Source organism: Mesorhizobium sp. M1050 (genome assembly GCF_040318715.1).
In the GTDB taxonomy this organism is placed as follows: Bacteria; Pseudomonadota; Alphaproteobacteria; order Rhizobiales; family Rhizobiaceae; genus Mesorhizobium.
Genome location: NZ_JAMYMV010000033.1, coordinates 38,504 through 60,233 on the forward strand (window position 1 = coordinate 38,504; position 21,730 = coordinate 60,233).

Consider the following 21,730-nt stretch of genomic DNA (forward strand, 5'->3'; position numbering starts at 1 on the left):
GGGGCTTGGGCTATGCGCGCCAATACACTCATCATGATCATACTCGCCGGTGTGTTCGGCGTGCTTGCGGTGGTTCTCATCAATATCTGGCTGGCCAGCCAGCGCAGCGCCATGGCGAGCGCGGACGGCGTCCAGGAAGACACGGTCGTCGTGGCGGCGGCCGGGTTCAAATTCGGCGACACGCTGTCCGCCGACAAATTGCGTGAAGTCGCATGGCCGGCGGGCGCGATGCCGGCCGGCGCCTTCAAGACGACAAAGGAATTGCTGGCCGGCGATGGCTCGAAGCAGGCACTGCAGGCGATTGGTGTCAACGAACCGATCCTCGCCACCAAGATTACCGGCCCCGGCCAGCGCGCCACGCTATCGGCGGTGCTCGGCGAAGGTTTGAAGGCCGTTTCCATCAGGGTCAATGACGTGCTCGGCGTTGCCGGATTTGTGTTCCCAGGCGACCGGGTCGACGTGCTGTTGACGCGCACGATGCACAACAATGACGGCGCGGACCAGAGTTTTGTCGATGTACTTTTGCAGAGCGTGAAGGTGCTCGCCGTCGACCAGGTCGCCGACGAGAGCAAGGACAGCCCGACCGTCGTCAAAGCGGTGACGGTCGAAGTCAGCACCAAGGACGCACAGAAACTGACCCTAGCGGCGGGCGCAGGCCAGTTATCCCTGGCGCTGCGCCAGGCCGCTGCCAGCAAGGGCGAGACGACCGAGCGCGTGACTCTCTCCGACCTGACCGGGGAAATGCCGGCTGACGTCGCCAAAAGGCAAGCCGAACTCGCCAAGCAGGCTGCGGCCGACGCTGCCGCCGCTGCCGACCGCCAACGCGCGGAGGACGACCGCAAGCGTGCAGACGACAAGATCGCGGGATTGGCCCAGGCAGTCGACCGGGTGGGAAACAAACTCGACGACCTAAGCAAGGTCAAGCCGGCCCCGGCCGTGGTATCGGCGCCGGAAGTCCGGGAAGTCGTCAAGGAAGTGGTCAAATATGTGACGCCCGAGCCACCCGCGCGTGCTACCATCGGTGTATTCCGGGGCGTGAAGCTCGAGACATATGACGTGCCGCGACAACCGTGATAGAGTGCGGCAAATAGAACGGGGCTGCCATCGGCGGCGATTGGGGAGACGGGGATGCAGGGGACTTGGTTAAGGATGGCGGCGGCCGCGTTGCCCGGTCTGGCGGCGCTGTTGCTGTCGAGCCTGGTGGCCTATGCCGCCGACCGGTTCATCGACGTATCGACCCCAAGCGTGCATCGGATTTTCCTGCCGATGTCGCAATCGGTAACGGTCCAGGTGAGTGCCAATCTGGGCGACATCGTCGTTGGTGACGAGAAGATCGCTGACGCCCAGCCGATGACCGACCGGACACTCTATGTCATCGGCAAAGGCGCCGGCACCACCACGGTCAATCTGTTCTCCACGGACAAGCGCTCGCTCGGCGCCCTCCAGATCGAGGTCGGCGTCGATGTCAGCGACATGGCGCAGGCGATCCGCCAGGTGGCGCCGAAGTCGCGCATCGAAATCGGCTCGGTCAACGGCAGGGTCAGGCTTGGCGGCCATGTCAAGGACGGCGCCACGCTGGCGTCGATCCTGGAGGTGGCGCAGCAATATGGCCCCGACGCCATTATCAACTCGGTCATCGTAGACGACAGCCAGCAGGTCAATCTGGAAGTGCGCGTGCTGGAAGCCAAGCGCAACGCCGGCCGCGATCTAGGCGTGTCGATCAGAAGCACAAACGGCGATGGCACGACTAAAACTGGAACCGGCATTGCCGCCGTCGACAAGGACAAAGTCGTACTAGGACCAGGCACTCTGCTCAGCAATTTGCTGTCTAACTCCACCCCCTTCGGAGCGCTGCTCACTCGCGTCATCGACAGTAATATCAAGGTCGATCTTTATATCGAGGCGCTTGAGGCAAAAGGCGTTGTGCGCACCCTCGCCAATCCCAATCTCACCACGCTTTCGGGCGAGCCGGCCAGCTTCAACGCCGGAGGCGAAGTGCCGATCCGCACTCTCGATAAAGACGGCGAGATTAGCATTGTATACAAGCAGTTCGGCGTGAACCTTCTGTTCACGCCGGTCGTGCTGGACGACGGTAAAATCCATATGGACCTGGCGCCGGAGGTCAGTGACCTGACCGGCTTCACTACAGCCGGCGACCCGATCTTCACCAACCGCAAACTGTCGACCGTCGTCGAATTGCGCGATGGCCAGAGCTTCGCCGTCGGCGGCCTTCTGTCGAGCAAGACTACCAAGCTTCAGGAGCAGGTGCCGTGGCTCGGCCAGGTGCCGATTATCGGCACGCTGTTTCGCAATTCGAGCAACCAGAAGGAAGAGACCGAGCTGGTGGTCATCGTCACGCCGCATATCGTGCGGCCGGTGAAGCCCGGCGAGCAGCTGGCGACGCCGTTCGACAAGACCCGGCCCGCCAACGATCCGGAATTCTTCGTGCTCGGCCAGCTCGAGGTTAACAAGGACATGATCCGAAAATACGAAACGGGTGATGGCGTCACCGGCCCTTATGGCCACATGCTCGACTTCAAATCGAAGGACAAGATGCTCTATGTCAAAAAATAGCACCTTGATCCTCATTGTATGCGCCGGTGCGCTGTCAGGCTGCGCCGCCGACTATCTGAACCACTATGATTCGGTGACGCTGGCCGCCGGCGACACGCAGAAGTTTAATTCGCTCCTGCAGACGGTCGATCCGCTCAATCCGGCCTCCAGGAACACACACATTGAAGGCGACGGCACGCGCGCCGCACTTGTTGCGCACAATTACAAATTCCCACCACCACCGCCACCGCCGCCAGCGATCACGGTCAATGTCGGTGGGTCGGGTGTGACGCCGTGAACTGAACGGAAGGATGCGGTTTCAGGACGCCGGACCATACGAGGGAACCTGGCGTCAGGGGAGCAAAGAGTAAGGCCATGTTGCGAATCATTCGCGCGTTCTGGCGGGATCAAAGGGGTGTAGCCCTAGTTCTAGTGGCCATCATGCTGCCGGCGATCGTCGGCTTTTCGTTGCTGGTGATCGACATGAGCCGGGTCAACAATCTGCAAAACGACCTGCAGAAAGGCGCCGATTCCTTTTCCATTGCAGCGGCAGCCGAACTTGACGGCAAGCCGGACAGTATCATCAGAGCCGATCGAGCCCTCTCCACACTGGTCAGCAGCCAATACAGTTTCTCCGGCACAGCCGGGCCGCTGACTTTGCAGTCGGCTGGCGTAACCAGGCGCTACCTGAAATCTCTGCCGGCGACCGATAACCTTCCGATCGTAGCAGCCAATGTAATCACCGACGAAGTGACCGATGCAAGTAAAGCACGGTTCATTGAGGTCAGGGTGACACCCGTCGGCTTCAATGCGATCTTTCCGGCTTCGTTTAGTTCCTGGACCGTAGGCGCTGTCGCAGTCGCAGGGTTCACCAGTTCGGTCTGCGACTTCACGCCCATGTTCATCTGCAATCCATATGGAAGCTCCGATGCTTTGGCCGCCTCGCTCACCGGCCACAAACGGGCCATGATGGCGCTGAAAAAGCAGAATGGCGGCGGCAATGCGCAATATGGGCCAGGGGACTACGGGTTCCTCGATACGCCCTCTGGCAGCCAGTCTACCCCGGCCCTCACCGAGATGTTCGCAGCCACAAAGCCGCTAGGCTGCTACGCAAATGATGGCGTCAATACCAAGCCAGGTAACATCCCGCCCGTCAATGACGGCATCAACGTCCGATTCGACATCTATCCGAACGGAAACAACTACCCGCCTGCAAGCTATCCGCCTGCACCAAACACCAGAAAGGGGATGGTGACAAAGATCCAGGGCAACAATTGCAGCTACGTCGCGCCGAATAGTGGCCAGGCGTCATCCTATAAAGCCGTACCGAAGGATAATTGCTTCACAGCAGGCACATGCTCTGTGAATAACCGCCTCGGCACCGGAGATTGGGATCGTCCAGGCTACTGGTCGGTCAATCATCCATCAACGAGCTATGCTTCAACCGGTCTGGATGCCAATGCCAGTCGCTACGAGGTCTACCAATGGGAAATGGCCCATGCTAACGACCACGGCACTGAGCCCACCACGCCAGCCTGCCATACGCCTTCGACCGATGTGAAACGCCGGATCATCAACGTCGCCATCATCGATTGCGTGGCGAACCCGGTATCGGGCAATGGCGGAGATTACCCCGTCGACACCTTCGCCTCATTTTTCCTGACCGAGCCTGCCGGCGGGCCTCCAAACGCCGACATCTACGGTGAGATCGTCGACATCACCGGCCGCGGCGGTCAAGGAACGCTTGACAACTTCCTGCGCGACGAAGCCCAGCTTTACCGGTGATAGCGATGATCAGCACCCTGTTCCGTCACCTCGACAGATTTCGACGCGACCATCGTGGCACCACGCTGGTCGAGACGGCGCTGATATTGCCGCTGATGGTGCCCCTGTCGTCGGGCGTGTTCGAATTCGGCAATCTGATCCACGACAAGCTGCTGATGGAGGCCGGGCTTTCGGACGGCGCCCGTTTTGCAGCCCGCTGCAACAGCCAGATGTATACAGACTCGGGGCTGGCGGCGATCGACTGTGCCGCCATCGCCGCCAACATCGCGGTGTTCGGCAAGCCGACAGTGACAGTGGCGGATAGCCCGCGCATCAGCGGCTGGCAGACCTCGGGGCCGACATCGTATGCGACGGTGACTATTGCCACCGGCTGCCATAACGCTGTGGAGGCCGGAGTCACCAAATATCGCTCCACCACGGCACAAGTCTGCATCGTCCGCGCGGTCGGCAGCTACCCATATACCGGCATAGGCATGCTGTCGTTGCTCAACATCGGCCCGATCACTTTGAACGGTTTTCATGAGGAGCGGTTGATCCGGTTCTGAAGATGCTCAGGCGCTTCGCAAAATTGGAAGACGGTACGGCGATGGTGGAAATGGCCATCGTCTCGACGCTGCTGTTTGCGCTGACGCTGGGCTTCGTCGATTTCGGCTACGCGCTGTACCAGTGGAACGGAGCGACCAAGGCCGTCCAGGTCGGTGCGCGGCTGGCATCCATCTCCGACCCGGTTGCAACCAATCTGACGGCTGCCGCGCCGACCACAACGCCAGGCTCGCCGGTTATCGCCGGCGCGTATGGACCTTTCGTCTGCAGCTACACCGGAACCATAGGCGCTTGCAGCAATGGCGGCACGTTCAACGCCACCAATTTCAGCCGCATATTCCGGGGAGACACGGCAGTCACCAATAACGATGTCTGTCCGACAATCACCGCAGCCCAGGCGCTCACCATGCGGCGCGGCATGTGCCATTTCTTCCCCGGTCTGCGACGCGACAATGTTGTCATCACCTATGCTGCCACCGGCCTCGGCTACCAGACACGATTGGGCGGTCCGGTGCCGACAATCACCGTCAACCTGAAGAACATGACCTACCGTTTCTTCTTCCTGGGTGGACTGTACGGATTCGGAACCATCACGATGCCCTCCATGCTGAGCACGGTTACGGGCGAAGATTTGAAGGCCTCCTTCTCATGAACGCCATCAACACCAAGGTTACACCGACCAAGCGAAAGCAGGTGGCGCTGTTCTCTTCGGATGCGGATTTCAAGCGGGATGTGGCGACGCGGCTGGATGCGCTGGCGATCTATGATGTCAGGGTTTCCGAGACGGGTGATTTTCTCAAGGGGCCGCCGGCGGATACGCGCCCAGGCATCGTCATCCTCGACCTCGGCAATGGCGAGCTGCTCGGCAGGCCAGGCATCGTCGAGGCGCGCGCGCTGTGGGCTACCGTGCCGCTGATCGCGGTTTCCGACGAGCTGACGTCGGAACGGACGCGCGTGCTGGTGCGCATGAACGCATCGGACTGGCTGCACAAGCCGCTCGACGGCAAGGAGCTGCTCAACGCGGTGACCTTCCACGATACCGGCAACCAGGGAGCCAAAAGCCGCATCATCACCTTCATCGGCGCCAGCGGCGGCGCGGGCGCGACGACGATGGCGCTGTCGGCGGCCGAATTCCTGGCCTCCAAATCGACCGAGCGCGCGGCTTCGACCTGCCTGGTCGATCTCGATTTCCAGAGCGCCAATTGCGGCGCCTATCTCAACCTGTTCAACCAGTTCGACCTTGCCGGCATCATCGGCCAGCCGGAGCGGCTCGATGTCGAGCTGATGGATGTCATCAAGCTGTCGCGCCCGTCCGGCCTCACCCTCTATGCGTTCGAGCGGCCGCAGCTGCCGTTCGAGCCGCATGGCAGCGATTTCGTCTTCCGGCTGCTGGACCTCGTCGCCTACCGCTTCGACGACATCGTCATCGACCTGCCCAATCTCGAAACGCCCTGGCACGATTCCGTGCTGTCGACGAGCGACGAGATCTTCATCGTCTTCGAACTCAATGTCGCCTCGCTGCGGCAAGGCAAGCGGCTCTACAAGAAGATCCGCGAGCTGCGCGGCAACGCGGTCAACATCACGCTGGTCGCCAACAAGCACAAGCGCAAATGGTTCGGGAACCATTTTTCGCGCAGCGAGCTCGAAAAGATATTCAAGGCGCCGCACATCAAGTCGGTGGCGCTGGACAACGCGCTTCTGACCGACGCGCTGAACAGGGCCATCCCGCCATCGGAAGTGGATGGGCGGGCGCGCTTCAACAAGGACCTGAAGCGGATGTTCAAAGAGCGGCTCGATGACGCTGCCCGATAGACACCGGCTCGCGAGATATCGGATTGCTGGGCGGCTGGCCGGCGCCTGCGTGCTCGGCGTGGCGCTGGCGCTGTCCGTCCAGGACTTCGCCGAGGCGCGGTCGGTCGAGCGGCCGCCGCTGCCGGCGATGGGGCCCAGCCTGCGCAAGGCCGTTGCCTTCGCAACCGCCGAGCAGCCGGGAACGATCATCATCCGCAAGGACGAGAAGGCGCTTTACCTGGTGACCCGCCAGGGCCAGGCGCTGCGCTACCAGATCAGCGTCGGGCGCGACGGGTTCGGCTGGACGGGCGTCGTCAAGGTGGGGGCGAAGACCGAATGGCCGGAGTGGCGCCCGCCACAGGACATGCGGGCCCGCCAGCCGGAGCTGCCGAAAATGGTGCCCGCCGGTCCCTACAATCCGCTCGGCGCTAGGGCGCTCTATCTGTCCAGGGACGGGCGCGACACGCTCTACCGCATCCACGGCACCAACGATCCGTCCGGCGTCGGCTTCGATGGGACATCGGGCTGTTTTCGTCTTACAAACACGGATGTGATCGATCTTTTCAAGCGCGTCGCGGTCGGCGCAAAGGTGGTGGTTCAATGACGACGATCAGCGAACCGGACATGCCGGCGATCGACGTCGGAAACCATGAACAGCGCGAACAGGACGCCATCGAGAGACCCAGCAAAACCAAGGCGATCGGCATTCTCATCGCCAGCGGCGCCTTGCTGATCACCGCGGTCAACATGGCGGCCGCGATTTATCTCTATCGGGGCATCAGCGACTTGCGTTTCGTCGAGGCGCGGCTGGCGCAGCTTGGAGCGTTCGAGCAGCGGATCGCGGCACGGCTCGACACGGTCAACAACGGCTTCCAGAGCCGGTTCGAGAAACTGGACAGCCAGCTGCAAGGCAGCTTCAACGAGATCAATGGCAACATTGCCCGGTTGGCCAAGAATATACCGGTCGGCAGCGGCGAGGCCGTGTCGAGTGCGGCGGAACCGTCCGACGTCACCACCAGCACGCTGGCGGAAGCGCCCGAAGCTCTCGAAGGCGAGAGCGCGAGCGATCCCAGCGTCATCGAAGCACCGCCTGCGCCCAGGAAGAGGACCGCGCCGGCGGCGCCCCCTCCCCCGAGCTCCAACTACCAGCGCGTGGAGCAGCCCGACGGCAAGGTCTATTACCGCAGGATCAACTAGACCGCGGTTTAGAGATCGCGCTGCAGGGCCAGGCTGCGGATGGACCGGGCTTCGGTCCGCGCCCGCGCTTCGCCGAGGAAGGCGATGTGGCAGTATGCACAGGCCGTGACGCCCAGAAGCAGCACCAGGCTGTTCTTCAAGGTGAAATCAACCGCCAGCGAGAATGGAAGACCGCTGGGCGACGTGAACGCGGCGATCGTGCTCGCCGTTTCCGAGTGGCTGCCGGTCGCGATCATCAGCCCGGCGAAAATCAGGGCGACGTGGTTGGCGAGAAAGAAGAAAGCCGACCTTCTGGTGTTGCAGGCCATCCAGCAGACGATCGATGCTGCGGCAAGGATGGCTGCGTCGAGAGCCATCGAGCCCCCCAGATTGAAATCGACCTGCTGCCAAAGCATCGTCGCCAACGGACGCAGTTCAAGCCATATCCACCATGCGGTGGGGCTGGCTGGATAGGCGCCCAGCAAGAAGGTCGCCATGCGCTCCCCTGCCAGGATCGCAAGAATGAGAAACGGGAAGGCAAAAAGCAGAAGCGGCTTGCGTTTCATGTTCCCTCGCCAATCTGCCAGCCAGAATAGACTGCATAGATTGCGCAAGGCTTAACGGTTCCACCAAAAATGTCCTGATGGCTGTGAAGTTTGGCCGCGATTGCGTGGCCGTTATGGAACAACCCGGCCCGTCCGCCGTTCGAAGAGCCTCGGGGTCTTTTGAACTGGGCGGCAAGCCTCAGACATTGCTCATCGTGGACGGGATATCCAGGGACGTCAGCACACTGGACGCATGCGCGAACCGCCTCTGCGGCTAGTGCCCGCGCGCAAGCAGCCAAACAGCCACTAGCCGGGTGAGTGGCCCGGTGATCGCGCTAGCCCAGGTAGTCCTGGCGCGCGCTCGGCGGTCTTTGCGTTCTTGACCGATCATGTTTTGGACTTCAGAGCAACCAAGTGGCGTCAATACCCAGCTGTTGAGCTGAGACGATCTTCTCCACATTGGGCTGTTGTCGTCCGTGTAAGCAATCGACATATTGAGATAATCCGCCTTCCGGATCAGCCGCCGGGTCTTTATCTCCGCAATCTGTTCATAGTATATCAATGTTTCCCAATAGTGTCGGTACTCTAACTTTTCCCGTTGCGCAGGTGTGCAAGCATTTGCCAGGTCGATGTCATAGGCGTGGTCGAGCTTCCTGATGGTTCGCCGGTACGCCGCAATTTCTAACAAGTCTTTGATTTCTAATTGTATCGCCATATGACCTCCCCGCGCCGAAATAAAACGCTACGACGTCATATGACGTTCGGTCCATTCCACTACTTGGTTAAGCTCACAAGTCAAAAGAACTAGACGGCGAGTAGCATAGCATCGGACGGTCTGGTTCTGAGAAGCTTCGCCTAGCTCTGTCTTGGGCGGCATGGCTACCGGTCCGTTGGGCGCGAAGCCGTGCCGCACCGATCTGCCTGCCTTGGGAATGGCGCTGTGTTGAGCCCCGTTAACGCCGATGCGGATTCTTACGCTCGATTTAGACGCCTTGCATTGTTGACGTTTTAAGCTTTGGCCATTTCCGTTTTACCTTTATTGGCCAAAGACGGTATTGCTTGGCACCACCAATAGGATTAATTGCGTCGCTGCAAAGAGGCCCTGTAAAATTGGCCGGTGCGGGTGCGTAACCTAAGCCCGCCGCAATGGCCGGTGCGGTCCTCACGTCCCCGGAGGGCTGCCCCCCGCACCGGCCATTTCCGTTACGCTCTGGTAGCGGCGACGGTTGGAGATCGATCTAAAGACTGATGCGCGACGAGGCCCAGTTGATGTCGCCAACGGCGTGGAATCAACGAGGCACCCCCCAGGGAGAGAGCCGGCCGCGGTTGAGATCAGAATGATGTCAGCTCGAAATGTAAGACCGATCAAATCCGGCCGTTTTGATCAGTCCCGCATGGTCATGCAACTCGACCACACCATTGCGGAATGAAGCCAGTCCGCTTTCTCGCAAATCCTTCAACACGCGACTTACATGTACAGCCGAAAGCCCCAATGCATCGGCCAGCTCGGCCTGGGTCAGCGGGCATTCAAAGCGGTCCGGATAACTCGTTGCCGATCGATGTGCTCGGCAGCCCAGTTCGAGAAGAAGATGGGCCGTGCGTTCCACAGGTCCCCGTCTACTGACTCCTGCCAGATGTTCCGCAACCCTTGAGTGCCGCCTCGCCTCAGCCAGCAGGATAGCCTCGCAAAAGGACTGCGGATAGCGCGAAAAACAAGTATGGACAGGACCGGTCAACTCGATCGCGGTCACATCGGAGAGAGCCGTTACCGTCTCGCCCCCTTCTCCGCAGAACTCGACCAGGGAAATTTCGCGAGGAAGCGCAAAATCGACGATGAGACGCGAGCCATTCCGCAACGTTTTGCCGAATGCAGCCCACCCCGCAGTCACAACCAGGATGAAGGATTTAGCCCGATGCTCGCGCGCGATCACCGTGTTCGCCGGATAGAAGCGACGCACAGCTCCCGGCAATACGGAGATCCCCCTTTCCCAACTCGCGTCGGCGAGCGTAGGTCCCCGTCCCAAATCAAGAGCCTGCTTTGATAAGCTCATTTTGTCTTGATCACCCCAGCCGTCGATTGCCCCTTCAATCAACCTGAAGCTACTAACCATCAACTACACAAAAAGTTCCGCTTATATTTTCATCCGAATGGCGTTCCGGTCTACCTCCCCAGGGCACAACCTTACCACCTTGGGTGTAAGTTCACCATCCAGCAGTCTCTCAATCTACCCACCGGATAGGCCTCGGCAAGTTGCCGCTGGGCTGCCAGCAGCCAACACCCGCGGTCGAACTTGTCCTTTGGGCTGCGCCCGGCGGACCATCACCGCTGCGACACCTCACTGGTTGAAACCGTCGCCAAGCGGCGGCTGTTCAACTTGAGAACAGCCCGGTTAGACGCTTTTCCGAAAGCAAGTCGGGTCCTGCTGGTCGAGTTGAAGCCGGAACCGCGGGCTCAATGGGCGGATCGGGCCGTTGTAGCTCTTGCCATGGCGGGCCAGGGATCACCTGCGTCTCACTTTCGGGACGATCCATAGGGCTGGTTGCCGGTTTTCGGCGCAGGTGAAGCCGCGAGATCGAGGGACGCTTGGCGTTGTAAGTCTGCCGTCTTTCTTCGGCAACTTCGAGGTCATCGAGTGCCGAAATGACCAATGCAAGGCGATCCTCGATTTGGCTAAGACGCTTCCGGGTGGAAAGCAGTGCAACTGAAACCAGCAAAGCGTAGGCAAGTACGACAATGACCGCTCCTACAGAGCTTTCGATGCCGAACACAATTAAGGTGCCGGCCCCAATAGAAACGGCAAGGGCCCCATAGCCCAGCAACCTGCCTTTCTCCAGAAGAAGCATCAACGGCCAAGTAGCGGACAGAATCAGAATGGCTGCCGGTCTGTTGGCAATCCAATCTAAGAGGCCCGGAACAATTTCGCTGTAAGTTTCCATATCAACCTCAGACTAGACGAGCTCAGACTAGACGAGGCCGGCCGCTTTCTTGTCGTCAGGGATGCAGACGCTCCCGCGCGCCCTGTACGCCGCAGCGCGGGAGAGAGATGTATGGTCCGGCGACTTCCTAAGGTCTGGAAGGCCTGCCGGGTAGACCAGATCGACCTTTAGCCGATTTACTACTCAATAATGGTAATGGCGGGGATGTCCGCGAAGCTGTTATGTTTCCGGCTGACGGGCGATGCCGTCGGTCGGTAGGCGGAAGAGAGCGATCTGGACATGTCGTAAGGGGGCACGAACCCCTACATCTCATGCGGTGTGAGCGCTTAACAGGCAACTGCCCGAATTATTTTGAAGTGAAGCACATCCAGCCAATGCTGGAGGGGCGGAATTTGTGCTGCTGTTTGCGCTGGTGTTTGCAAGGATTCGGAAATGGCAAGTCCAACTGACAATCCTATCATGACCCGAGAGTTACTTCCGCTTGACGTGAGAGAGATCCTTGATTTCTTTCTTCGCCGGTGGAAGCTTGTATGCTGCATTGCAGCGCTGACCTTCGGCATATTTGTGGTCGCCGCCTACGTCCTTCCTCCATCCTACACGGGGTCTGCACAAGTCTTACTCGATGCCCCGATCGACTATATGACTCCGCAAGATTATTCGAATTCTGATTTTGCCGACAATTCAACATTTATTGAAAGTCAGATCGCAGTTCTGAGATCCACCTCGCTGCTTCAAAAGGTCGTCGACAGTGAAAAGCTCACAGAAGACCCAAGGATCGGGTTGGGGGCACTGGAATGGCTGAAGGGTTCACTGGGAGTCTCACGCGTCGGAATGGCGGACGTTATTGAGATTTCAGTGACCGCTTACGATCCGGAAAAAGCGGCATCCCTGGCCAACGCAATTTCCCAGACCTACCTCGCTGATCGAGTAAGGTCGCGTTACGAAGGAGCCAGAAAAGCATCCACCTGGCTCACTGAGCGGGCCGCATCTTTGCGCGAGGAACTGAGCCGCTCGGAACAAACTGTCCAGAAGTTTCGGATCGATCACAATTTATTGGCGACTCCAGCAGGCAGTCTGACTGATCAGCAGCTGTCCGAGTTGAATATCGCCTTGATTAACGCAAGCGCCGAATTGTCCGAGAAGCGGGCCCAATTTTCTCAAGTTGACAAATTGTTGGCTAGCGGAGGCGACATCCAGTCGATACCGGATGTATTGCAGTCTGTGGTGATCAGCGCGCTTCGGGCTCAGCTCTCTGGAGTGACACGGCGGGAAGCCGACCTTAAGTTGAAATATGGCGAACGGCATCCGGACGTCATGACCGCCCAAGCCGAGCGCCGCGACATCGAGGGGCAGATTGCCGCTGAAGTCCAGCGTCTCATCGGCAACCTAAAGAATGAAGTCGACGCGGCAGAAGCCCGGGAGGCTTCACTGAAGCGGGCCTTGGATTCGGTATCCAACCGATCCGAGGTCGAAGGTCAGGTTGGCGTCCAGCTGCGCGATCTGGAGAGGATTGCGGCCGCGAACAAGGAGCTCTTTGAGACATTCCTTTCACGCGCCAAGCTCACCGAGGAGAAGTCCACTCTCCTCAACAGCGGCGTACGCGTGATAACCGACGCAGGTGTTCCGGGTTCGCCAAGCTTCCCGAACAGGCCTCTTTTTGCGGCCTTGGGACTCGTCCTAGGCCTCTTCGTCGGAGGCGCAGGCGCCGTACTTCGTGAGCTTTTCGCCTCGGGCTTCATGGCAAAGAAGCAGATAGAGGACGAGCTGGCGGTTCCGGTTCTCGCGTCCATGCCAAGGATGTCGGGCTGGTCGAGGGACGCCCAGTCGCTTGCCCAGCCTGTGGCCTATCTCGAACGCAGACCCCTCTCCAGATATAGCGAAGCCGTGCGTCGACTCCGCCTGGGCATCGACGGGACACCCGAACAGGCACGTTTGCCGCGCGTCATGCTGGTGACATCTGCGATGCCCGGCGAAGGAAAGACAACCCTGGTGTTGAGCCTGGCCTGCTCCGCCGCTGCCGATGGCGAACGGGTCTTGGTCGTCGATGCGGACTTGCGGCTTTCGGCTGCCACGGCCTTCTTCGGGATGGCGGACAGGATCGGGCTGGTTGACCTTCTGACTTTGCCGGTGAAGGCCGCAAACGCAATTCATCTGGACGAACGTTCGGGGATTTCCCTGCTCCCTGCCGGCGCAAGGACCCGGAACCCGCCTGCCCTTCTTGCTTCGGTGCGAATGCGCTCGGTCCTCGATGAGCTTCGCGGAAAATTCGACACGGTGATCATTGACGCACCGCCTGTTGGACCTGCCGCCGATGCCTCGATCCTGGCGAGGTATGTCGACAAAGTTCTCTTTGTCGTGAGATGGCGTGAAACCTCGCGCGAGGCCGTCGCCGAAGGAATTCGACATCTTGGCGGCCGGTCCAAGATTGCCGGCATCGCCCTGACAATGGTGGATGAGCCAAAGCTACCGAGATATGGCCGCTACACTTCACTCGAAAGTAGTGTTTTGGACAGTTACTATCTAAACTAGAGAGAGCAGATATTCCGCCATGCAGCACGCTGACTTATACCATCGCCTCCCGGAGCCGCTAGAGGAGGCCCACGACGGGGAACCTGCGCGCTGGTGCGTGGTCCAGACGCACCTGCATTCCGAGAGCTTGGCGGAGCGGCACCTGCTAGCGCAAAACTTCCGAACCTATCTGCCCAAGCGGAGGCGGACTGTCCGGCACGCTCGCATAGTTAGAACCGTTTCCAGTGCGTATTTCGACTGCTATCTGTTCGTCTCGCTTGTTCAGCAGCAGAGTTGGTACCCGATCAACTCAACCGTCGGCGTGCGGAAAATTGTCATGAGCAAAGGAATGCCGATACCGGCTCCTTACGGCGTAGTTGAGTCTTTGATATCAGCAACCGACGATGACGGAATTTTGCATCCGGACATTCTATTGAGGCCCGGTCAAAGAATTAGGATATTAGATGGGCCGTTCTCAGACCAGCTTGGCATTCTTGATCATGTCGGTAGCGCCGGGGCTGTCAGAATTCTTCTTGATATCATGAACCGATCAATTCCGATTACCATCGACCGGGATAGAATCTCGATAGTTTCTTGAAGTCTATGCGTTAGCTGTCAATTAGTACAACTGTTCGCTCGCAAGATGCTGGAACCACCCGGCAATGAGGAAATGAGTTGGCACCCAATTCACCCTCTCTGCGGCAGCTTGCAAGGTGACATCCGAGCCTGCGGGTCGACAGTGAGAACCTTGGTGCTGCGTCCCAACGAAGTCGGCCCCAATCGGCGTGGATATAGCTCCGCCAGGTCGAGCCCCTTTTGAGGCGACGATGTGCGAATAACCCTCGACGCGATCAACTAGGGGATTCCCCTTGCAACCTTCACGCAGATCCAACCCCGGAAGCCAACGTCCCGCGGCCCCTGGAGAGCCTTGGGATGGCCTGCGGCCACAACAGTATCGTCATCGTCGCTGGACTCCAGAGCCGAAGGCAAGCATGGCGGCCGAAGCGTTGACGGAGGGGTTGAATGTTCCGGCGCCAGCCAAGTTGGTTGGGGCGGGCCTGTCGCGGACCAAAGCAGATGCAGGTTTCTCTCAAACTGACCGAAATGCCCCCCTTGAAGCGTTACCGGCCCTACCGATCGCCAGCGAAATGTTTCGAGCATTCAACGAAAGTGGCCTGAGGTACGGGATAATCCAGGATCTCGCATCCCTGCAAGACGGGCTTGCGGGCCGGGACGATCTGGACGTCCTCCTGGACAAACACGACTACGCGGCCTTCTGCTCGATCGTGAGCAAGCTGCACGGCTGTCGAGGCGTCAGCCTGTCTTGCTACGACAATGTCTGCGCCGGCCGCGAGGACTGGTTCCTGCCTGACTTTTCGCATGGTCGCTATCTCCATCTCGACATGCATATCGGGCTCCGCGTCGGCTGGGAGTTCCGCAAGCGATATCCGGTATTCGACTATGCGACGATTACACGATGGGAGCCGATTTGTGTGGACGGCGTATCGATTCCGGTCGTCTCTCCCGAAGACGAGATTCGAATAGCAATTGCCCGCTTCGCCTTTCGGGCCTGGGCATTGCCTTGGAGACAATGGATCACCGTCGGTGATGCTTGGAGGGACCAATTTGCACGCCTGCCATTTCCGTCAAGCGAGCAAAGCGTGGATGTCGTGGAATACATGTTTGCCGGCGGGAAAGCGGTGAGCTGCAGGTTTGTGCAAAACGCCGACGGCTTGGTCGTCCACCGCGGAGATCTTGCCAGGTTGCGGCGCGCAATCCGAGAAGTATGCGGTTTCACGGGTCGTTACGAAATCGCCGATGCATCCATCCATCTGGCCCGCAAGACCACGTATCTCGCCTTGAGATCTCTTCAGCACTTGATGCCCGGCAGATTTCCACCAAAGAGACGGCCTGCGGCTGGTGGCTTTGTAGTCGCGCTCATAGGTCCCGATGGCATGGGGAAGAGCACTCAGGCTGAGCGGCTGACACAGATATTTCGATGGAAGTTCGGGTGTGCGCAAGCCTATGTCGGAACCGGAGACGGCAATGGATGGTGGCTTCGCAAAGCGTTGCAGACGCTGGTTTTCCCCCATAGACGCCGCCTTAAGTCCTTGGTTCAGCGCAATAACGACAATTCCCTCAGTCGAAATTGGTCGAAGGGAGGATTTGTCGCTGCCGCGCTGGCATTGTGGGCGGTTTTGATTGCGTTCGAGCGATACGCCGTCGTGAAACGTGCACATCGATGGGCGACGCGCGGCCTGATCGTCATTTGTGACAGGTGGCCGCAGGCGATCTGCAGAGGGTATCTGGACGGGCCAACGATTCCACCGCACCTGTTCTCCATCCCAGGCTTGTCGGCACTCGCCCGGCTCGAGCAAAGACTCTATCAGAAGATGGCAGAATGCCGGCCACACCTTACTCTGCACCTCGTTTCAGATTTTGCGGTCTCCGAGCAGCGAAAGCCCGGTGAGATCAGGAAAGAAGCGTTCGATGCCCGGCTATCCCTGATGGCGGAGCTGCGATCCAAGGACAAGAACATCCCAACCATTGACGCGAGCGCAGGCATAGAGGCGGTCGGTCAGGAACTGTTCAGGCATATCTGGCTGTCTCTGTAGAGACAGAGCTGTCCCTGTAGAGACAGAGCTGGCGGCTCAACCGCCGACATCCACCACCATAGCCAACGCAAACGGGCAGCCCTGCCACATCCCGACCATGCTCGGGAAGGCCGCCGAAAGAATTGTCGAACGCCACCGCTCGATGCGCTCGATCTTCCGGGATGTACCAACCCCGGATGCCCAGAGGTGCAAGCAAATGAAGATCGTCCATGTGCTCACCCGATTGCTTCGGGGAGGTTCCGAAGAGAACACATTGGCCTGCTGTCTCGCTCAGGCGCGCCACGGCCATGAAGTGCTTTTGGTTCACGGCGAGGAGTACGACCCGATTTTGCGGGCGTCCGTTGCCGAAGCCGTTCGGGTCATGACTCTGGAAAAACTCATCAACTCGATTTCACCGTCCCGCGACATTTCTGCATTTGGGCAACTCACGCGCCTTATGCGCGATTGGCGGCCTGACATCGTGCACACACATCAAAGCAAAGCTGGCATCGTCGGCCGCCTTGCCGCGAGGGAAGCCAATATCCCTTGCATCATACATGGCGTGCACATTTTACCGTTTGTGCATGTGGGCAAAGCGCAGAGCCTGATGTACCTGGCTGCCGAACGCCTGGCCGCGAAGGTCACACAGGCTTTCATCGATGTCAGCCAGGCCATGCGCGACATTTGCATCGCCAATCATTTGGGTAGCGCCGCTCAGCACCACGTCGTCCACTCCGGCTTCGATCTGACACGCTTCGCGAACGCGCAATGGCCGCAACAATCGCATCTCCTGCTGGGGACGGCTTTCGGAGAGCCCAAGCCGCCGGTGGTCCTGATGCTGGCTGCACTGGAACCGCGAAAACGCCACGTAGAGTTCATTGAAGCATTTGGGCAGATCGTCGAGCGAATTCCGAACGTGCGACTGCTGCTGGCCGGCGAAGGGCCGGCGCGATCCACTGTTGAATCGGCGATTGAACGATCCCCTTTCGCAAACAACGTTCGCATGATCGGCTACCATAGCGAGCCTGAGCGACTGATCAGTCTGGCGGACGTGTGTGTGCTGACGTCGATGCGAGAAGGACTGCCTCGCGTCATGATGCAGTATCTGGCGGGCGGTCGAGCAAGTGTAGTTTCGCATCTGCCGGGAGTGGAAGAGGTCGTGAAGCATGGCGTAAACGGAATCGTGACGCCGGCGGAAGATGTGGGTGCCGCAGCTGTAGCGGTCGCCGATCTCCTTGAGAACGAGCAGTATCGCGCTCGACTGGCTGAGAGTGCGAAACTCACCGACCTTTCGTCCTGGGGACTGGATGCCATGTGCGATAGCGTCGAGTTGATTTATCAATCCGCTCTTGGGTCAGCCCTTCCAGCCACACGACCGAACGAGGCGCAAATTCGCGATGGCCTCACCAAGCAAACCGTAGGACTGCACGGATTTTGATCCTTTGCTCCTTCGACGGAGCGTGGATTTCCAAGGCTTACTGCTCGAACCCAACGAACACCCTGCTGTCACGGCCGACGAAAGTCGATTGGCCCTGACGGCAGACAAGGCAACGGAGTACGACGATGTGTTTGCGTGCTGACCAGCAATTTCCTTCCAAGCCTCTGCGAGTGAAGGATTGGGGCCGACAGCTTTTTCCCGGATTTGAATTTCCCGGATTTGAACTTGCGGCCGGCCGCATGCTCGCAATGATTGGTGGCCTCGCCATTGCCTTTGTTCTGCTCACTGCTGGCGCATCCCGTGCGGACGGATATGCGTTCGACACCGGTGACATCCTGCGGGTGTCCGTGATTGGCGAGCAATCCTATCCGCTGGATGTGGTGGTCGATGATCGGGGCTCGATATCACTTCCCATGCTGGGCGATATTCAGGCGCGCGGCCTCACCACTGTTGCTCTTTCGCAGGCCATTCAGCGTGCATTACAACAGCAGAAGCTCATTCTCGAGCCTTTCGTGAAGGTGGAGATCAGTCAGTACCGACCGTTCTTTATTTCCGGAACGGTGGCTCATCCCGGATCATATCCATTTCAACCTGGAATAACGGTTCGCCATGCGCTGGCCATAGCCGGTGGCTTCCGGGCTACCGCCGTCGGAAACATGGAGCCGGCCTTGCAAATAGCTGATCTGCGCAGCGCGCGCGCGGGTCTTGCGATCGAAGAATATCGTCTGAAGGTACGGCTCGCCCGGCTCCAGGCGGAAAGCCGGCAGGACAAATCCTTCGTCGCTCCGCCGGATCCGCCAGTCGAGTTTGGCGGACACTTGATAGTCGACATCGTAGCATCCGAACAGGCGCAGTTGGACGCCCGCCTTGCCGCATATCGGGACGACATTTCCTTCCTTGAGGTCTCGTTGGATCGGGCCAGGAAGGAAGCAGACATGGTCGCTGCAGCGCGAACGGAACGGGAAAAGACCGCGAGTATTCAACTCGAGGAACTGCAATCCGCCCGGTCATTGCGGGAAAAAGGCCTGGTAACCAATTCGAATGTCATGACGGCGGAACGAGCACATACCAGCTATCGCGCCGAACTTGCGCAGACCGAATTGCAGCAGGAGCAAGCGCAGCAGGCGATGCTGAACTCAGAGAGTGAGCTGAGAAAAAAGAAGCAGAGTTATGAAATGGATCTGATCTCGCAAGCTCAGGACACGCAGGTCGAGCTGGGAAAGATTCAAAGTCAAATAAGGTACGTTGCCGACAAGCTTCTCTTTATCTTTACCTATGGCGAACAGAGGACGTTCGACGACTTGCAAGGCTCTGTGAAGATTTCGATTTTCAGGCGCGACCAGAAAGTCGCCCACGACATCATCGCCGATGAAAATACCGAAGTCCTCGCTGGCGACGTCATCGAGGTCTCGATTGTAGCCAACAAAGGGTTCTACGCACCGGACACTTCCGGAACAATGGGGGGCCCAAAAGCTGAGGGCCCGGCCCTCCAGCCAGGCATTGTCGGCCAATAGCACGAACATGCCCACTTCCTCGAGCAAGGCTTTGCTTCAGGGCCGCGATCGTCGCTTCGCAACGCGCCTGGGTTCGTTGTGCCTTGAACGGACCGACATAGTCCGGCCTTGGCACCTCAGGGGTTTGACATGATCCTTGGGGCAGCACTGACAGTCGTGGCGAACCGCTTCCGCCGGGCGAATTCCCATGCCAAAACGGAGCAGAGGCGGCTCAATCTCCTGCGTGCAACGGCGCGCCGCAAGACGACGGTGCACAACGCCCCGCGTCACCGCTCCATCATCCGATCGCGCATTCCAGGAGCAATCCTGCTCCTCCTCGCTCTTGCGCTTGCGGGAGCTGCATTCCTGCCGCGCCTCGTTGATCTCGGCAGGAACTGGCTGCCGCGACCGTGGACCGATCTCGTGCGGGACTGGGGCCATCTTTCCGATGTCTTGCTGCCCGGTCCAGACGCTCTTCTGGTTGGGCTGGCGATCGCGGCCCTGGGCTTGCTGCTCATGGCAGTCGCCCGCAAGGCAAGGCGAAGGGGCGGTTTGCCAAGCGCGCTCGCGAACGCCGGCGCCCAACCATCGGCAGAGAGCATCATCCAGCCGGCGCCCGGTTCGGAACTGGCCTATGCGTTGCGTTCCTGCAAGGCAGCATTCGCGGGCGTCGCGGTTTTTAGCGGCGTGAGCAACATCCTCATGCTGACCGGCGCGATGTTCATGTTGCAGGTCTACGATCGCGTACTGCCAAGCCGCAGCGTTCCGACTCTCGTAGCCATGGCGATATTGGCCGGCGTTCTGTTTGTCGGGCAGGCGGTCGTCGATCTCGTGCGCGGCCGCATTATGACCCGGATCGGTGTTGAACTGGACGAAGCTGTCGGAGGACGCGTATTTACAGCCGTGTCCAGGCTGCCCTTGTACATCGGCCACCAGGGCGATGGGCTGCAGCCGCAGCGCGATCTCGACAACGTCCGCATATTTCTGTCGAGCCCGGGGCCCAGCACGCTTTTCGACTTTCCGTGGATGCCCTTTTACCTGGCAATCATATGGAGCCTTCATCCGACGCTCGGGATTACGGCGATTTGCGGTGCAATCGTGTTGGTGGCGCTGACGGCAGCGACCGAGGTCTTTACGCGCAAACCAATGGGCGCCGCGGTTTCGACAGGTGTGATGCGCAACGGCTTTGCCGAGGCCAGTCGCCGCAACGCGGAGGTCCTCGCGGCGATGGGAATGGGCAACCGCCTGCACGACCATTGGCGGGACGCAAGCCGCGAGTATCTCATGCAACAGCAGCATGTCAGCGATATCGTAGGCGGCTTCGGCAGCTTCGCCCGCGCCTTGCGGCTGATGCTCCAGTCGGCAATGCTTGGCATAGGGGCCTGGCTGGTGATCCAGGGCGAGGCTACGTCCGGGATCATCATCGCCGGCTCCATCCTTGCGGGCCGAGCGCTTGCGCCTGTCGATCTTGCCATCGCCCATTGGCGTACCTTCGTGGCCGCACGCCAGAGCTGGAGCAGGCTGAGCCAGGTGCTCGCCCGATTGCCGCAAGACGCCCAGCCGATGGCACTTCCGGTTCCCGGTTCGAACTTGACGGTGGAACGCATGACGATCGGTGCACCGGGCGCGCAACGGATCATCGTGCGAGGTGTGGAATTCAGCCTGGACGCCGGCTCGGTGCTTGGCATCATCGGACCAAGCGGTTCCGGCAAATCCAGCCTGGCTCGTGGGCTGGTCGGCGCATGGCGACCGCTGGCGGGGCGTGTCAAGCTTGATGGCGCCGCGCTCGATCAGTGGTCGTCGGAGCGTCTTGGCCGCCATATAGGCTACCTTCCGCAGGACGTCGAACTGTTCGCGGGAACGGTTGCCGCCAACATCGCCCGCTTCGATCCTGGATCGGACCCGAAGGCAATCGTCGCCGCCGCCCGCGCGGCGGGTGTCCATCAACTGATCATCAGCTTTCCCAATGGCTACGAGACGCAGATCGGAGAGGGCGGAACCGCGTTGTCAGCAGGGCAGCGCCAGCGCGTTGCTTTGGCACGCGCACTCTATCGAAATCCGTTCCTGGTCGTCCTCGACGAGCCCAACTCCAATCTCGACATGGAAGGCGAACGGGCGCTTGCCGAGGCGATCCTCGCAATCAAGGCACGCCGAGGCATCGTGGTGATCGTCGCGCACCGCCCGAACATACTCACCACCGTGGATTTCGTGCTGATGATGAAGGAAGGGCAGATGCACATGTTTGGAACGAAGCAGTCCGTCCTGTCCAAGCTGTTTCCGATGCAGGTCAATACCGAGGGACTGCGACCGGTTTCAACCTCTCCTCAACTGCCGAATTGACGACTTGCGGCACAGGGGAAACGGGCA

19 protein-coding genes are annotated in these 21,730 nt (G+C 59.6%); 15 read left to right on the forward strand and 4 right to left on the reverse strand.

Going from position 1 to position 21,730, the window contains the following annotated elements; translation table 11 throughout:
- Positions 1-12 precede the first annotated feature (12 nt).
- The 9 genes from cpaB to NKH57_RS18775 all read left to right on the forward strand — a co-directional run bounded on the left by cpaB (position 13) and on the right by NKH57_RS18775 (position 7,869).
- The gene (cpaB, locus tag NKH57_RS18735; RefSeq protein WP_352946047.1) at positions 13-1,074 is read left to right on the forward strand and encodes a Flp pilus assembly protein CpaB; all 1,062 of its coding nucleotides are present in this window, start codon (positions 13-15) and stop codon (positions 1,072-1,074) included.
- A gap of 54 nt (positions 1,075-1,128) precedes the next feature.
- Positions 1,129-2,574, forward strand: a complete 1,446-nt coding sequence (locus NKH57_RS18740; protein WP_352946050.1) for a type II and III secretion system protein family protein — start codon at positions 1,129-1,131, stop codon at positions 2,572-2,574.
- Positions 2,561-2,851, forward strand: a complete 291-nt coding sequence (locus NKH57_RS18745) for a hypothetical protein (RefSeq protein ID WP_352946053.1) — start codon at positions 2,561-2,563, stop codon at positions 2,849-2,851. Before NKH57_RS18740 ends, NKH57_RS18745 begins: the two co-directional genes overlap by 14 nt.
- Positions 2,852-2,928: 77 nt before the next feature.
- A complete protein-coding gene (locus tag NKH57_RS18750) occupies positions 2,929-4,338 on the forward strand; it encodes a pilus assembly protein TadG-related protein (RefSeq protein WP_352946056.1) in 1,410 nt (469 codons plus the stop codon).
- 5 nt (positions 4,339-4,343) lie between these two features.
- Positions 4,344-4,883: a TadE/TadG family type IV pilus assembly protein gene (locus tag NKH57_RS18755; protein ID WP_352946059.1), complete on the forward strand. Its 540-nt coding sequence runs from the start codon at positions 4,344-4,346 to the stop codon at positions 4,881-4,883.
- A gap of 2 nt (positions 4,884-4,885) precedes the next feature.
- A complete protein-coding gene (locus NKH57_RS18760) occupies positions 4,886-5,533 on the forward strand; it encodes a TadE/TadG family type IV pilus assembly protein (RefSeq protein WP_352946062.1) in 648 nt (215 codons plus the stop codon).
- On the forward strand, positions 5,530-6,693 hold the full coding sequence (locus NKH57_RS18765; RefSeq protein WP_352946065.1) for a CpaE/TadZ family protein: 1,164 nt from the start codon (positions 5,530-5,532) through the stop codon (positions 6,691-6,693). Before NKH57_RS18760 ends, NKH57_RS18765 begins: the two co-directional genes overlap by 4 nt.
- On the forward strand, positions 6,677-7,276 hold the full coding sequence (locus NKH57_RS18770) for a L,D-transpeptidase (protein ID WP_352606537.1): 600 nt from the start codon (positions 6,677-6,679) through the stop codon (positions 7,274-7,276). Before NKH57_RS18765 ends, NKH57_RS18770 begins: the two co-directional genes overlap by 17 nt.
- On the forward strand, positions 7,273-7,869 hold the full coding sequence (locus tag NKH57_RS18775; RefSeq protein WP_352946068.1) for a hypothetical protein: 597 nt from the start codon (positions 7,273-7,275) through the stop codon (positions 7,867-7,869). Before NKH57_RS18770 ends, NKH57_RS18775 begins: the two co-directional genes overlap by 4 nt.
- Positions 7,870-7,877: 8 nt before the next feature.
- On the opposite strand, the gene NKH57_RS18780 is transcribed toward NKH57_RS18775, so the two are convergent.
- The 4 genes from NKH57_RS18780 to NKH57_RS18795 all read right to left on the reverse strand — a co-directional run bounded on the left by NKH57_RS18780 (position 7,878) and on the right by NKH57_RS18795 (position 11,330).
- The gene (locus tag NKH57_RS18780) at positions 7,878-8,414 is read right to left on the reverse strand and encodes a hypothetical protein (RefSeq protein ID WP_023756874.1); all 537 of its coding nucleotides are present in this window, start codon (positions 8,412-8,414) and stop codon (positions 7,878-7,880) included.
- Positions 8,415-8,667: 253 nt separating this feature from the next.
- Complete coding sequence (locus NKH57_RS18785) at positions 8,668-9,108, reverse strand: hypothetical protein (RefSeq protein WP_352946071.1); 441 nt, start codon at positions 9,106-9,108, stop codon at positions 8,668-8,670.
- A 628-nt stretch (positions 9,109-9,736) separates the two neighbouring features.
- Entirely contained in the window at positions 9,737-10,504 is a 768-nt protein-coding gene (locus tag NKH57_RS18790) for a Crp/Fnr family transcriptional regulator (protein WP_023756876.1), read from the reverse strand.
- Between the two features lie 259 nt (positions 10,505-10,763).
- Positions 10,764-11,330 carry a hypothetical protein gene (locus NKH57_RS18795; RefSeq protein ID WP_023756877.1) on the reverse strand — a complete coding sequence of 189 codons (567 nt, stop codon included), beginning with the start codon at positions 11,328-11,330 and terminating at the stop codon, positions 10,764-10,766.
- 432 nt (positions 11,331-11,762) lie between these two features.
- Here NKH57_RS18795 and NKH57_RS18800 point away from each other — a divergent pair, with 432 nt between their 5' ends.
- The 6 genes from NKH57_RS18800 (at position 11,763) to NKH57_RS18825 (ending at position 21,703) form a co-directional block, all read left to right on the forward strand.
- Positions 11,763-13,859, forward strand: a complete 2,097-nt coding sequence (locus NKH57_RS18800) for a GumC family protein (protein ID WP_352946073.1) — start codon at positions 11,763-11,765, stop codon at positions 13,857-13,859.
- A 19-nt stretch (positions 13,860-13,878) separates the two neighbouring features.
- Positions 13,879-14,436 (forward strand): transcription termination/antitermination protein NusG, encoded by a 558-nt coding sequence (gene nusG / locus NKH57_RS18805; protein ID WP_352946076.1) that lies wholly within the window; start codon positions 13,879-13,881, stop codon positions 14,434-14,436.
- Between the two features lie 394 nt (positions 14,437-14,830).
- Positions 14,831-16,453: a hypothetical protein gene (locus NKH57_RS18810; protein ID WP_352946079.1), complete on the forward strand. Its 1,623-nt coding sequence runs from the start codon at positions 14,831-14,833 to the stop codon at positions 16,451-16,453.
- 196 nt (positions 16,454-16,649) lie between these two features.
- Positions 16,650-17,870, forward strand: coding sequence for a glycosyltransferase (locus NKH57_RS18815; RefSeq protein WP_352946082.1), 1,221 nt, complete (start codon positions 16,650-16,652; stop codon positions 17,868-17,870).
- Positions 17,871-17,995: 125 nt separating this feature from the next.
- Positions 17,996-19,384, forward strand: coding sequence for a polysaccharide biosynthesis/export family protein (locus NKH57_RS18820; protein ID WP_352946085.1), 1,389 nt, complete (start codon positions 17,996-17,998; stop codon positions 19,382-19,384).
- A 129-nt stretch (positions 19,385-19,513) separates the two neighbouring features.
- On the forward strand, positions 19,514-21,703 hold the full coding sequence (locus NKH57_RS18825; RefSeq protein ID WP_352946088.1) for a type I secretion system permease/ATPase: 2,190 nt from the start codon (positions 19,514-19,516) through the stop codon (positions 21,701-21,703).
- The last annotated feature ends 27 nt before the right edge of the window (positions 21,704-21,730 follow it).

Coding starts and splice junctions, on each gene's coding strand:
- cpaB (WP_352946047.1), top strand. CDS start 13: ATGCGCGCCAATACACTCATCATGATCATACTCGCCGGTGTGTTCGGC.
- NKH57_RS18740 (WP_352946050.1), top strand. CDS start 1,129: ATGCAGGGGACTTGGTTAAGGATGGCGGCGGCCGCGTTGCCCGGTCTG.
- NKH57_RS18745 (WP_352946053.1), top strand. CDS start 2,561: ATGTCAAAAAATAGCACCTTGATCCTCATTGTATGCGCCGGTGCGCTG.
- NKH57_RS18750 (WP_352946056.1), top strand. CDS start 2,929: ATGTTGCGAATCATTCGCGCGTTCTGGCGGGATCAAAGGGGTGTAGCC.
- NKH57_RS18755 (WP_352946059.1), top strand. CDS start 4,344: ATGATCAGCACCCTGTTCCGTCACCTCGACAGATTTCGACGCGACCAT.
- NKH57_RS18760 (WP_352946062.1), top strand. CDS start 4,886: ATGCTCAGGCGCTTCGCAAAATTGGAAGACGGTACGGCGATGGTGGAA.
- NKH57_RS18765 (WP_352946065.1), top strand. CDS start 5,530: ATGAACGCCATCAACACCAAGGTTACACCGACCAAGCGAAAGCAGGTG.
- NKH57_RS18770 (WP_352606537.1), top strand. CDS start 6,677: ATGACGCTGCCCGATAGACACCGGCTCGCGAGATATCGGATTGCTGGG.
- NKH57_RS18775 (WP_352946068.1), top strand. CDS start 7,273: ATGACGACGATCAGCGAACCGGACATGCCGGCGATCGACGTCGGAAAC.
- NKH57_RS18780 (WP_023756874.1), bottom strand. CDS start 8,414: ATGAAACGCAAGCCGCTTCTGCTTTTTGCCTTCCCGTTTCTCATTCTT.
- NKH57_RS18785 (WP_352946071.1), bottom strand. CDS start 9,108: ATGGCGATACAATTAGAAATCAAAGACTTGTTAGAAATTGCGGCGTAC.
- NKH57_RS18790 (WP_023756876.1), bottom strand. CDS start 10,504: ATGGTTAGTAGCTTCAGGTTGATTGAAGGGGCAATCGACGGCTGGGGT.
- NKH57_RS18795 (WP_023756877.1), bottom strand. CDS start 11,330: ATGGAAACTTACAGCGAAATTGTTCCGGGCCTCTTAGATTGGATTGCC.
- NKH57_RS18800 (WP_352946073.1), top strand. CDS start 11,763: ATGGCAAGTCCAACTGACAATCCTATCATGACCCGAGAGTTACTTCCG.
- nusG (WP_352946076.1), top strand. CDS start 13,879: ATGCAGCACGCTGACTTATACCATCGCCTCCCGGAGCCGCTAGAGGAG.
- NKH57_RS18810 (WP_352946079.1), top strand. CDS start 14,831: ATGGCGGCCGAAGCGTTGACGGAGGGGTTGAATGTTCCGGCGCCAGCC.
- NKH57_RS18815 (WP_352946082.1), top strand. CDS start 16,650: ATGAAGATCGTCCATGTGCTCACCCGATTGCTTCGGGGAGGTTCCGAA.
- NKH57_RS18820 (WP_352946085.1), top strand. CDS start 17,996: ATGTGTTTGCGTGCTGACCAGCAATTTCCTTCCAAGCCTCTGCGAGTG.
- NKH57_RS18825 (WP_352946088.1), top strand. CDS start 19,514: ATGATCCTTGGGGCAGCACTGACAGTCGTGGCGAACCGCTTCCGCCGG.